The sequence below is a fragment of the Priestia sp. ST2 genome (assembly GCF_055810735.1).
In genome coordinates, this window is the sequence record NZ_JBVVNT010000001.1 from 132,232 (window position 1) to 145,656 (window position 13,425).

The 13,425-nt window shown below is 38.3% G+C and carries 11 protein-coding genes; all 11 read left to right on the forward strand.

The window, feature by feature from the left end; genetic code table 11:
* Positions 1-129: 129 nt before the first annotated feature.
* Positions 130-1,248, forward strand: coding sequence for a citrate synthase (gene citZ / locus AC0KUU_RS00665; protein WP_322552456.1), 1,119 nt, complete (start codon positions 130-132; stop codon positions 1,246-1,248).
* 75 nt (positions 1,249-1,323) lie between these two features.
* On the forward strand, positions 1,324-2,616 hold the full coding sequence (gene icd / locus AC0KUU_RS00670; RefSeq protein WP_255255780.1) for an NADP-dependent isocitrate dehydrogenase: 1,293 nt from the start codon (positions 1,324-1,326) through the stop codon (positions 2,614-2,616).
* A gap of 28 nt (positions 2,617-2,644) precedes the next feature.
* Positions 2,645-3,583 (forward strand): malate dehydrogenase, encoded by a 939-nt coding sequence (gene mdh, locus AC0KUU_RS00675; protein ID WP_322552455.1) that lies wholly within the window; start codon positions 2,645-2,647, stop codon positions 3,581-3,583.
* Between the two features lie 133 nt (positions 3,584-3,716).
* Complete coding sequence (locus tag AC0KUU_RS00680) at positions 3,717-4,193, forward strand: MaoC family dehydratase (RefSeq protein WP_016765707.1); 477 nt, start codon at positions 3,717-3,719, stop codon at positions 4,191-4,193.
* Positions 4,194-4,371: 178 nt separating this feature from the next.
* Positions 4,372-5,088 carry a response regulator transcription factor gene (locus AC0KUU_RS00685; protein ID WP_013085192.1) on the forward strand — a complete coding sequence of 239 codons (717 nt, stop codon included), beginning with the start codon at positions 4,372-4,374 and terminating at the stop codon, positions 5,086-5,088.
* A complete protein-coding gene (gene pnpS, locus AC0KUU_RS00690; protein WP_322552454.1) occupies positions 5,081-6,853 on the forward strand; it encodes a two-component system histidine kinase PnpS in 1,773 nt (590 codons plus the stop codon). The genes AC0KUU_RS00685 and pnpS overlap by 8 nt, the downstream gene beginning before the upstream one ends.
* A gap of 328 nt (positions 6,854-7,181) precedes the next feature.
* Positions 7,182-9,809 (forward strand): DNA polymerase I, encoded by a 2,628-nt coding sequence (gene polA, locus AC0KUU_RS00695; RefSeq protein ID WP_322552453.1) that lies wholly within the window; start codon positions 7,182-7,184, stop codon positions 9,807-9,809.
* Positions 9,810-9,830: 21 nt separating this feature from the next.
* Positions 9,831-10,664, forward strand: a complete 834-nt coding sequence (mutM, locus tag AC0KUU_RS00700) for a DNA-formamidopyrimidine glycosylase (protein WP_043976015.1) — start codon at positions 9,831-9,833, stop codon at positions 10,662-10,664.
* A 60-nt stretch (positions 10,665-10,724) separates the two neighbouring features.
* Positions 10,725-11,354, forward strand: a complete 630-nt coding sequence (gene ytaF, locus AC0KUU_RS00705; protein WP_016765704.1) for a sporulation membrane protein YtaF — start codon at positions 10,725-10,727, stop codon at positions 11,352-11,354.
* Positions 11,355-11,377: 23 nt separating this feature from the next.
* On the forward strand, positions 11,378-11,974 hold the full coding sequence (gene coaE / locus AC0KUU_RS00710; protein ID WP_322552452.1) for a dephospho-CoA kinase: 597 nt from the start codon (positions 11,378-11,380) through the stop codon (positions 11,972-11,974).
* Positions 11,975-12,192: 218 nt separating this feature from the next.
* Positions 12,193-13,224, forward strand: coding sequence for a glyceraldehyde-3-phosphate dehydrogenase (locus tag AC0KUU_RS00715; protein ID WP_013085186.1), 1,032 nt, complete (start codon positions 12,193-12,195; stop codon positions 13,222-13,224).
* The last annotated feature ends 201 nt before the right edge of the window (positions 13,225-13,425 follow it).

Here is a 13,425-nt window from a genome sequence, read left to right on the forward strand (position 1 = left end):
CCAAGATATATATTCAAAAGAGGCGCTTCGTATATCATTTAATGTCTAGTTGAGCAGGGGCTCAATTTTGTTTTTCACGTTTTACACAGAAAGGTATGGGGAATTTTTTCTGTAAAGGAGTGGAGATTTATGACAGCAACTCGAGGTCTAGAAGGGGTAGTCGCTACAACGTCAGCAGTAAGTTCAATTATTGATGACACTTTAACATATCAAGGCTACAATATTGATGATTTAGCGAATTATGCAACATTTGAAGAAGTGGTGTATTTACTATGGCACGGAAAATTACCTAACAAAGAAGAATTATCTGTGTTTTCTAGATTACTAGCAGAAAACGCTAAATTACCCCAAGAAGTCTTAGAGCATTTCAAAACTTATCCAATTAAAGATGTTCATCCAATGGCAGCTTTAAGAACAGTCGTATCACTATTGGGGTTGTACGATCCTGAAGCTGATTTAATGGATGAAGAAGCAAATTATCGCAAAGCTGTTCGTTTGCAAGCACAATTACCAACGGTGGTAACGGCTTTTTCAAGAGTCCGTAACGGATTAGAGCCAATTGAACCAAACGAAAACTATAGCATTGCCGCTAACTTTTTATATATGTTAACCGGCGAAGAGCCAACTGATATCCAAGTAGAGGCATTTGATAAAGCACTTGTCTTACATGCTGATCATGAGCTAAATGCTTCAACTTTTACAGCTCGTGTCTGTGTGGCAACGTTATCCGATATTTATTCAGGAGTTACAGCCGCTATTGGAGCATTAAAGGGTCCTCTTCACGGGGGAGCGAATGAAGCTGTTATGAAAATGTTGTCTGACATTCAAACAGTTGAAAACGCGGAACCTTATATTCGCGAAAAGCTCGCGAAAAAAGAAAAGATTATGGGATTTGGACATCGTGTGTATCAGCAGGGTGATCCTCGTGCCAAGCACTTGAAAGAAATGTCTGAAAAACTTACCAAACAAGCAGGAGATACAACGCTATACGATATGTCAGTGAAAATTGAAGAGATCGTAACAGGCGAGAAAAAACTTCCGCCAAACGTTGATTTCTATTCAGCTTCTGTATACCACAGCTTAGGGATTGATCACGATCTATTTACTCCGATCTTTGCCGTAAGCCGCGTATCAGGATGGATTGCTCACATTTTAGAGCAGTATTCAAACAATCGTTTGATTCGTCCAAGAGCTGATTATATCGGTCCTGGAAAACAAACGTACATTCCGCTTGAAGAGCGCAGCTAAACAATGTGACGAAGGTGCTCACGTTCGTTGAGCACTTTTCCATAAGTGAAAGTAGACAAATTTTTTAAGGAGGTCATTCTCATGACAAAAGGTGAACAAATTTCTGTAGCAAACGGCGTGTTAAACGTACCAAATAACCCAATTATTCCATTTATCGAAGGTGACGGAATTGGTCCGGATATCTGGGCAGCAGCTTCTCGCGTACTAGAAGCAGCGGTTGCAAAAGCATACAATGGTGAAAAAGAAATCGTTTGGAAAGAAGTATTAGCAGGTGAAAAAGCATTTAATCAAACTGGCGAATGGTTACCGGAAGAAACGTTAGATGCAATTCGCGAATACATAATTGCAATCAAAGGACCATTAACAACACCAGTAGGCGGTGGAATTCGTTCTCTAAACGTGGCATTGCGTCAAGAATTAGACTTATTCACATGCTTACGTCCTGTTCGCTACTTTGACGGCGTACCTTCTCCAATTAAGCGCCCTGAAGATACAGATATGGTTATCTTCCGTGAAAATACTGAAGATATTTATGCTGGTATTGAATATGCGAAGGGTTCTGAAGAAGTACAAAAGCTTGTTTCATTCCTACAAACGGAATTAGGCGTAAATAAAATCCGTTTCCCTGAAACTTCTGGATTAGGTATTAAGCCTATTTCTTCTGAAGGAACAGAGCGTCTTGTGCGTGCAGCAATCAACTATGCAATTGAACAAGGTCGCAAGTCTGTTACGCTTGTACACAAAGGTAACATTATGAAATATACAGAAGGCGCATTTAAAAATTGGGGCTATGAGCTAGCTGAAAAAGAATTCGGCGATAAAGTATTTACTTGGGCTCAATATGACCGCATCGTTGAAAAAGAAGGTGCACAGGCTGCAAACAAAGCTCAAGCAGAAGCGGAAGCAGCAGGAAAAATTATTGTAAAAGATTCAATTGCAGATATCTTCTTACAACAAATTTTAACTCGTCCACGTGAATTCGATGTAGTAGCAACAATGAATTTAAATGGAGATTACATTTCAGATGCATTAGCAGCACAAGTTGGCGGTATCGGAATTGCTCCAGGGGCAAATATCAACTACGAAACTGGACATGCTATCTTTGAAGCAACTCACGGTACAGCACCTAAATATGCTGGTTTAGATAAAGTAAACCCATCTTCTGTATTATTATCAGGTGTGTTAATGCTTGAACACCTTGGCTGGAATGAAGCAGCGGATTTAATCATGAAATCAATGGAAAAAACAATTGCTTCAAAAGTAGTAACATATGATTTCGCACGTTTAATGGACGGCGCAACAGAAGTGAAGTGTTCAGAGTTTGCTGATGAATTAATTAGCAATCTAGGAAAACAAGTAACAGTTTAATAGCTATTCATTTAGGGGAGGAATTATAATGGCAAATATGCGTAAAAAAGTATCTGTTATCGGAGCGGGCTTTACAGGAGCTACAACTGCTTTTTTAATTGGTCAAAAAGAATTAGCTGATGTTGTATTAGTTGATATTCCGCAATTAGAAAATCCAGCTAAAGGTAAAGCGCTGGATATGTTAGAAGCAAGTCCTGTACAAGGCTTTGACGCTAACATTACAGGAACAGCCAACTACGAAGACACAGCTGATTCTGACATTGTCATTATTACAGCTGGTATCGCGCGCAAGCCAGGTATGAGTCGCGATGATTTAGTAACAACGAACCAAAAAATCATGAAGTCTGTTACTCAAGAAGTTGTTAAATACTCGCCAAACTGTCACATCATCGTGTTGACAAACCCGGTAGATGCTATGACGTATACAGTATTTAAAGAATCTGGTTTTCCTAAAAACCGCGTAATCGGTCAATCAGGCGTATTAGATTCTGCACGTTTCCGTACGTTCGTAGCGCAGGAGTTAAACATTTCAGTAAAAGATATTACAGGTTTTGTACTTGGTGGACATGGCGACGATATGGTACCTCTTGTACGCTACTCATATGCTGGCGGTATTCCTCTTGAAACGCTTATTCCAAAAGTGCGTCTTGAAGCAATTGTTGAAAGAACACGCAAAGGCGGCGGCGAGATCGTTAACTTATTAGGTAACGGAAGTGCATACTACGCGCCTGCTGCTTCTTTAGTGGAAATGACAGAAGCGATCTTAAAAGATCAGCGTCGTATTTTACCAGCGATTGCTTACCTGGAGGGTGAATATGGTTATAATGGCATCTACTTAGGTGTTCCAACCGTATTAGGAGCTGCAGGAATTGAGCAGGTAATTGAATTAGAACTGACTGATTCTGAAAAAGCTTCTTTAGATCAATCAGCAAAATCAGTTAAAACTGTCATGGGTGTATTAGCTTAATACAATAAAATAGGTTTGAGTATAGGTTTTTATCAATATTCAAACAATAGTCACAAGGAAAATTCGAGGGAAACCTCGAATTTTTCTTGTATATAAAGAAAAGCTATTACTTTATACAAAAGGTGGAATGATGATGGTATTAGGTAAAAAACAAAAAATAGGCCGAAGTATTGAAGATATAAAAGTTGGAGAAAAATTAACGCTAACGGAACGAATTGAAGATAAAGATATCTTATTGTACTTAGGGCTGACAAACGATTCTAACCCTTTATACATTCAGCATGATTACGCATCTCAGACCCCTTTTAAAAAACCTATTGTGCCAAGTATTATGATTACCGGTATTATGACAGCAGCCATTTCAAAGTATTTGCCCGGACCTGGAAGCCACGTTGCAGAACATACGGTAGCCTTCCCTAAAAAGATTCATCATTATAGCACGATTGAATTTTTATTTGAAGTGACAGAGGTAGATGTTTCTTCTAGAACTGTTACGATTGAGGTGGAAGCGGTCAATGAGCAAAAAGAGAAAGTAGTAACGGCGCGGTTTCTTGTGTATCCGCCGTTTAGACTTCCATCGGTAGAGACACACGACTTTGAAAATTTTTAAAACGCCTTAAATATTTATAAATATAGAAGAAACTGTTTGGTCATATTTTCTGAAAATGTTGAAATGTATTGGAGAACGAGGCTAAAACATTGTATGATAAGAGAAGATAAATAGAAAATAATATCATTTGGATGAAGCTGCGGTTTAATTTAACTAGATGGAGGCTTATATCGTTAATATGAGTAAGAAATTATTAGTCGTAGATGATGAACAATCAATTTCAACATTATTACAATATAATTTACAGCAAGCTGGCTTTACAGTAGAAACAGCTGAAGACGGGGAAGAAGGATACAACAAGGCACTAGAAGGAAAACCGGATTTAATTGTGTTAGACTTGATGCTTCCTAAGATGGATGGAATTGAAGTTTGTAAAAAGCTTCGTCAGCAAAAAGTGATGACGCCTATTTTAATGTTAACTGCAAAAGACGATGAGTTCGACAAAGTATTAGGGCTAGAGCTTGGCGCAGATGACTACATGACGAAACCATTTAGCCCTCGAGAAGTAGTAGCGCGTGTAAAAGCCATTTTACGCAGAACACAAATCATTGCTCAGGAAAATGAACAAGAGGAAGATGGCGAGCGCATCATGATCGGTGATTTAAAAATTCTTCCAGATCATTATGAGGCATACTTTAATCAAGAGCAGCTTGAGCTTACTCCGAAAGAATTTGAGTTATTATTATATTTGGCAAAATACAAAGGACGGGTATTAACTCGTGATCAGCTGCTAAGTGCAGTGTGGAATTATGATTTTGCCGGAGATACGCGAATTGTAGATGTGCACATCAGCCATTTGCGTGAGAAAATTGAACACAATACGCGAAAACCTGTTTATATAAAAACGATTAGAGGATTAGGATATAAGCTGGAGGAACCAAAGGTAGATGAATAAATTTCGTTCAAGGCTACTTTTGGCTCTATTAGTACTTATTATTATTGTATTAGTAGGTCTTGGCCTGCTGCTGGGACAGTTGTTTAAAAACTTTTATTTTCAGACGTTTCAAGAGCGAATGGAAAAAGAGGCAAAGCTTGTAGAAATGTACATTAGCGAAGAAGGTATCACAAGTCCTGCTTTAAAATCTAAAGTTGATCAAATCAGCCATTCGTTAAGTGTACGAACGACTATCGTTCAAAAAGACGGAAAAATATTAGTTGACTCAAATCCAGGCAGCAAGCAGCAAAGAATCGAAAAAAGTATCGTAATCCAACAAGTATTAAAAAAGCAGTTAAACAGTAAAAAAAGCTTTGATCAAATTAAAGAAGATTACGACTTATATTATTATGGCATCCCGCTTATTATAGAAGGTAAGCAAGAGGGATTTGTTGTGCTGAGTACATCGTTTGATTCATTAAAACAAGTAAATCAGCAAATTTGGGGCCTTCTTATTGGAAGCTTAGGTCTAGCTTTGATTGTGATTTTACTCTTAGGTGTAAAGATTATGGGACGCTATACCCGTCCTATTGAATCGGCAACCAAAGTGGCTATGGAACTTGCAAAAGGGAATTATAAAGCTCGTACATATGAAGATTATGTAGATGAAACAGGGATGCTGAGTCAGTCTATTAACGCACTTGCTCGTAATCTGCAAGAGTCTATCACTAATCAAGAAATGCAGCAGGACAGGCTGCGCACGCTAATTGAAAATATGGGAAGCGGCATGCTTCTTATCGATAGTAGAGGCTATATAAACTTAGTGAATCGAGCTTATAAAGAGCAGTTTCATATACATCCGGATGACTTCCTTTATCATTTGTATTACGAGGTATTTGAGCATAAAGAAATCATTAAGCTTGTGGAAAAAATATTTATGACGGAAGTAAAGGTTCGAAAACAAGTGGTTCTCCCTTTAAATATTGAACGAAGATATTTTGATGTTTACGGAGCGCCGATTATTGGCTTAAACGATGAATGGAAAGGGATTGTGCTTGTTTTCCATGATATTACCGAGCTGAAAAAGCTAGAACAAGTTCGCCGTGACTTTGTAGCAAATGTGTCTCATGAACTAAAAACTCCTATTACGTCTATAAAAGGGTTTAGTGAGACATTGTTAGACGGTGCCATGGAAGATCCACAGCTGCGCCAGCAGTTTCTATCGATCATTTTAACGGAAAGTCAGCGCATGGAGAGTCTGATTCAAGATCTTTTAGATTTGTCTAAAGTTGAACAGCAAGGGTTTAAGCTAAGCATCCATCCAGTAGATTTGAATACCCTTCTCTATGAGGTCATAACAGTGCTATCAAACCGAGCGACTGAAAAAGAAATCACGCTAACGTTAGATACGCTTCCTGAAGAAGCGTGGATTGATGGTGACAGTCAGCGCCTTATGCAAGTGTTTGTTAACTTAATCGGCAATGCGCTCATGTATACAATGCCTGAAGGAACTGTTCACGTTTCGCTTGAAGAGGAAGAAGAAACGATTACGGTTCATGTTCAAGATACAGGTATCGGTATTGATTCTGATGAAATTTCACGTATTTTTGAGCGCTTTTACCGAGTAGATAAAGCAAGAAGCCGTAATTCCGGAGGAACAGGTCTTGGATTAGCAATTGTTAAACATCTCGTTGAAGCTCATAAAGGGGAAATTGAAGTGAAAAGTGAAGTCAATAAAGGGACAACTTTTTCGGTCAAGCTGCACAAGTATTTGCCGCAGATGTAAAATGTTTACGTTCCTTTTACAATTTATTTAATGTAGCTTAATAATTAATTGATACAATTTTTCATGGAAACCCCTTCATCCAAGGAGCCAATGTGTAAGGCGAAAATAGCTTTAACCGTGCTATTTTCGCCGATTCTTTTTGACAATTTCTATCCATTCACATGTTACACCGCCTAAAATAACTAGGCGGTGTTTTTATTTTATGATGTACAGATCTTATCACCACATGAAAATAAAACGTTGAACTCAAGATTACTTTTTGTCCTTAAAGCTTATTGTTTGCTAAAATAAAGGTAAGATAAGAAGAGAGCGAAATGGAGGAACATGAATGACACAAAAACTAGTATTAATTGACGGGAATAGTATTGCCTACCGTGCATTTTTTGCTTTGCCGCTTTTAAACAATGATAAAGGAATACATACAAATGCCATATATGGCTTTACTACAATGCTGACACGTATCTTAGAGGAAGAGAAGCCGACACATTTACTTGTGGCATTTGATGCAGGGAAAACAACGTTTCGCCACAAAACATTTACAGAATACAAAGGAGGAAGACAAAAGACGCCTCCTGAACTTTCAGAGCAGTTTCCCTTTATTCGTGAGTTATTAGATGCATATGGGATTAAGCGCTATGAACTGCCTGATTATGAAGCAGATGATATTATCGGTACGCTTTCAAAACAAGCTGAACAAAAAGGAATGGCCGTAAAAGTCATTTCTGGTGATAAAGATTTACTTCAGCTTGTGTCAGAACATGTAACCGTAGATATTACGAGAAAAGGAATTACGGATGTCGATTCCTATACGCCTGCAGCCATTGATGAAAAGTATGGTATTACGGCTGCACAAATTATTGATATGAAAGGCCTTATGGGGGACAGCTCGGATAATATCCCAGGCGTGCCCGGAGTCGGCGAAAAAACAGCCTTAAAGTTATTAAAAGAGTTCGAAACGGTTGAAAATGTATTGAAATCTATCGATCAAGTCAGCGGTAAAAAATTAAAAGAAAAGCTAGAAGATAATCGTGAATCAGCTATCATGAGTAAAAAGCTTGCAACTATTTATTGCGAAGCGCCTCTTGAAGTATCTGTAGAAGATGCAAAGTATGACGGGTTTGAATCTTCAAAGGTCATCTCATTATTTAAAGAGCTTGGGTTTAATTCTTTGCTTGCTAAATTTGGTGAATCAGCAGAAGAGGAAGCAGATTTTGAAGAACTAACGTTTGAAATAGCGCAGGAAGTTCACGATGATATGTTAACAAGCGAAGCAGCTCTGATCGTAGAAGGGTATGAAGAAAACTACCATCACAATCAGCTGCTCGGTTTTGGAATCAGCAACAAAAATGGTCACTATTTTATTGATAAAGATACAGCTCTTTCATCTTCTAAATTTAAAGCATGGTTAGAAGATGGACGTGTAAAAAAGACGGTGTTTAATGGGAAACGTACGATTGTATCATTAAAATGGGCGGGGCATGAAATTAAAGGAATTGAACATGATGTAATGATTGCTTCTTACATCTTGAATCCTGCTGAGGCAAATGATGACCTAGCGACAATTGCAAAATTAAAAGGATACCATCAAGTGCAATCAGATGAAGCTGTGTATGGAAAAGGAGCTAAGCGAAGCATTGCAGAAGCTGCTCAGCTAGCTGAGCATGTTGTAAGAAAAGCAGCCGCCGTAGCTTATTTAAAAGAAGTGTTAGAAAAAGAATTGGTGGAAAATGAACAGTTTGAGCTGTTTGAGAAGCTTGAAATGCCTCTTGCCATTGTCCTTGCTGATATGGAATATCAAGGGGTGAAAATTGACCGCGCGCGTTTGGATGAAATGGGTGAAGATCTTCGAGAGCAGCTTGAAAAAATTGAAGCGAAAATCTACGAATACGCTGGACAAGAATTCAATATTAATTCGCCAAAGCAGCTAGGAGTTGTTCTTTTTGAAAAAATGCAGCTTCCGGTCATAAAGAAAACAAAAACAGGCTATTCCACATCAGCTGATGTATTAGAGCAATTAGCTAGTACCCATGATATTATCCCAGAGATTTTACAATACCGTCAGCTAGGAAAATTACAGTCTACGTATATTGAAGGATTAAAAAAGGTTATTCATGAAAGCGATGGAAAAGTTCATACCCGCTTTAATCAAACGTTAACTCAAACGGGAAGATTAAGCTCAGTAGATCCTAACTTGCAAAACATCCCGATTCGTCTTGAAGAAGGTAAAAAAATAAGAGGTGCGTTTGTGCCTTCACAGCCTGATTGGTTGATATTTGCAGCGGATTATTCACAAATTGAGCTGCGCGTACTGGCTCATATTGCAGATGATGAAAAGCTAATTGATGCGTTTAAGCATGACTTAGATATTCATACGAAAACAGCGATGGATGTGTTCCACGTCGAAAGAGAAGAAGTAACGTCCAATATGCGCCGCCAGGCTAAAGCAGTTAACTTTGGAATCGTCTATGGCATCAGTGATTACGGTTTATCGCAAAGTTTAGGAATTACAAGAAAAGCAGCGGCTACTTTTATTGAACGCTATTTAAAAAGCTTCCCTGGTGTACAGGAGTATATGGATACGATTGTACGCGATGCAAAAGAAAAGGGATATGTAACAACGCTCTTGCACCGCCGACGTTACTTGCCTGAAATCACGAGCCGAAATTTTAACCTCCGCAGCTTCGCTGAGCGTACGGCTATGAATACGCCTATCCAAGGGACGGCAGCTGATATTATTAAAAAAGCAATGATTGAAATGGATAAGCGCTTAAAAGATGAAAATCTTCAGGCTAAGCTGCTGCTTCAAGTACACGATGAGCTGATTTTTGAAGCCCCAGAAGAAGAAATTAAAATTTTAGAGAAAATCGTACCAGAAGTAATGGAGAACGCTTTAGAGTTAGAAGTTCCGTTGAAAGTAGATTATTCTTACGGAAAGACTTGGTACGAAGCAAAGTAGTGGAAAAAGGATGTGACAAACGTGCCAGAATTACCAGAAGTTGAAACCGTCAGACGTACGTTAATTGAATTAGCCAGTGGAAAGACCATTGAGCGTGTAACAGTTAAATGGCCTAATATTATCAAACGTCCTGAACAAGTTGAACAGTTTTGTGATGCGCTTGTTGGACAAACCATTCGAGATGTTGAACGCAGAGGTAAATTTTTGAAAATTGTGCTCGATGATTATACGATGGTTTCTCATTTGCGTATGGAAGGGAAATATGCTCTCCATGAGAATGCAGAAGAACCAGATAAGCATGTACACGTCTTTTTTCACTTCACGGATGGAACGGAATTGCGATACCGGGATGTAAGGAAGTTTGGTACTATGCACTTATTTAAAAAGGGAGAGGAAGATCTGTTTCCTCCTCTTATTGGCCTTGGACCTGAACCGTTTGACGAAACATTTAATCCTAGTCAATTAAAAATGAGAATCGGCAAAACCTCTCGAAAAATCAAGCCGGTTTTACTCGATCAAAATGTCGTGGTTGGCCTTGGAAATATTTATGTAGATGAAGCACTGTTTCGCGCAGGGATTCATCCTGAACGAGTGGCCAGCCAATTAACAGACGAAGAGTATGAAAAATTGTACGAAGAAATTGTAGCGACTCTTCAAGAAGCTGTGAAACAAGGAGGCAGCACCATTCGCACGTATGTAAACACACAGGGACAAATAGGCATGTTTCAGCAGCAGCTTTATGTGTACGGAAGAAAAGGCGAATCCTGTAAAATGTGCGGTACCCCAATTGAAAAATTTGTTGTAGGCGGTAGAGGAACACATATCTGCCCAAATTGTCAGCCGGATAAAAAATAACAATGGATGGGCTCCTTTCATATACTACGTATAGACAGAAAGGAAAGGAGTCCTCTCATCATGATAACATTTTCTTTACTTATTCTTGCTTTTGCCGTAAGTCTTGACAGCTTTAGTGTTGGCCTGACATACGGACTTCGAAAGGTGAAAATCCCGCTGAAATCCATTTTTATTATTTCATGTTGCTCAGCATTTTCTTTAATGTTTTCTATGTTTTTAGGAAAAGTACTTACGCATCTATTTTCAGTGGATGTACTAAATAAAGTAGGCGGAGGTATTCTTGTTCTGCTTGGGATGTGGATTTTATACCAGTTTTTTTGTCCGGCAGATTCACCTCGAGTAAAAGAAGAAAAAACATTAGTAAAAATTGAAATTAAGTCAATTGGCCTAGTCATTAACGTATTAAAAAAGCCAATTGCAGCAGATTTAGATAATTCAGGTTCCATCAATGGTATTGAAGCATTTATACTTGGAATTGCATTATCTCTTGATGCATTTGGAGCGGGGTTTGGAGCGGCTTTATTAGGTTATTCGCCGTATGCTCTAGCAATTGCTGTAGCTCTTATGAGTTCTCTTTTTTTAAGTGCGGGCATACAATTTGGCAAGGTTTTTTCACGTTTATCATGGATGAAAATGTTCTCATTTGTACCAGGAGTTCTGCTCATTATTTTAGGTATTTTTAGATTTTAAATAAAGAGATAAAGGAGAGGCCAATGTCAATTGTAATTGGATTAACAGGCGGAATTGCAAGCGGGAAAAGCACGGTAACCGGAATGCTACGAGATATCAATATTCCAGTAATCGACGCTGATCACATTGCAAAAGAAGTCGTAGAACCAGGAAAAGAAGCATACAAACAAATTGTCGAGACGTTCGGCCGTTCTATTCTTCACGAGAACGCGGAGATCAATCGAGCGGCTTTAGGGGAAATTGTGTTTTATCAAGAGGAAGAACGTAAAAAGTTGAATGCAATTGTACATCCTGCCGTAAGAAAAGAAATGCTTTCTCAAAAGGAAAGCTATATAGAGGAAGGTTACGAAGCCGTTGTATTAGATATTCCGCTGCTGTTTGAAAGCGATTTGACACATTTAGTCGATAGAGTAGTAGTTGTATATGTCGATGAGTCTGTGCAGCTAGAAAGGTTAAAGTCGCGTAATAACCTCTCGGCGGAGGATGCCTATGCGCGTATCCATGCACAGCTGCCATTGATTCAAAAAGTAGCCTTAGCCGATGCGGTGATCAATAACAACGGTCCTGTGGAAGAAACAAAACAACAGCTTTTAAGTATATTAGCCCTATGGCTAGATTAAAGAGTGAATGATTGCATTCACTCTTTTTTTATTGGGAATATTTAAGGGCTTCTAAAAAAGAATGTGTTAAATATCTGTTCTCGCTATATACATATAGTAAAACTCAATTAAAATAATTTATTAAAAAAAATTAATATTATTCACTTTTTAAATATTTATGTTATACTATTCAATATAAAAAGTTAAATAGTATAACACATATAGAGAGGGGTATAGCCATGAAAGCACGTATTGCCATTAATGGTTTTGGGAGAATAGGAAGAATGGTGTTTCGCACAGCGATTACAGAGGAAAATTTGGATATTATTGCAATAAATGCATCTTATCCAGCAGAAACGTTAGCACATTTAATCAAATATGACTCTATACACGGAGCATTTAATGGAGATGTCAAATGTGATGATGATGCGCTGATTGTTAACGGTAAAAGAATTCAGCTATTAAATTCACGTGATCCGCTGAATTTGCCTTGGAAAGAGCTTGGGATTGATCTAGTTGTTGAAGCAACGGGAAAATTTAATTCAAGAGAAAAAGCGCAGTTACATATTGAAGCAGGTGCGAAAAAAGTTGTCTTAACGGCACCGGGTAAACAAGAAGATATCACCATTGTGATGGGCGTAAACGAACGAGAGTTTGATGTGAATCAGCATAACATTATTTCCAATGCCTCTTGTACGACAAATTGTCTAGCTCCAGTTGTCAAGGTACTAGACGAAGCGTTCACAATTGAAAACGGTTTAATGACGACCGTTCATGCATATACAAATGATCAAAAGAATATCGATAATCCGCATAAAGATTTGCGAAGAGCCCGTGCGTGTGCTCAATCAATTATTCCTACAACCACTGGAGCAGCCAAGGCACTTTCATTAGTTCTTCCTCATTTAAAAGGAAAACTTCATGGGATGGCGCTTCGTGTGCCAACGCCGAACGTATCGCTTGTCGATTTAGTTGTGGATGTAAGGAAACCTGTGACGATGGAAGATGTTAATTTAGCGTTTATTAAAGCTGCTGAAGGACCATTAAAGAATATTTTAAATTTAACAATGGAACCACTCGTATCAATTGACTTTAATACAAATCCTCATTCAGCTATTGTAGATGGACTATCCACAATCGTAATGGAAGATCATAAAATTAAAGTGTTAGCTTGGTACGATAACGAGTGGGGCTACTCTCAGCGCGTAGTCGATTTGGTAAGATATATTGCTGCAGAAATGCGTAATGGATCAAAAATAAGAGTAAGCTAAGAAAGCTATTGATTGCTTTTAAAAAAACAGGGAGCTGTCGCCCTGTTTTTTTTGTTTTTATCCAAAAGAATAGGGAAAAGCAATAAGATAAGCATGCAAAGGGGTGTTTATTTTCCTCAATTTTAATAAAAAATTAATAGTCGTTTAGCAGCTTTTACACACTGTCTCACGAGAATACAGGGGTAATTTGTATAGGTCTAT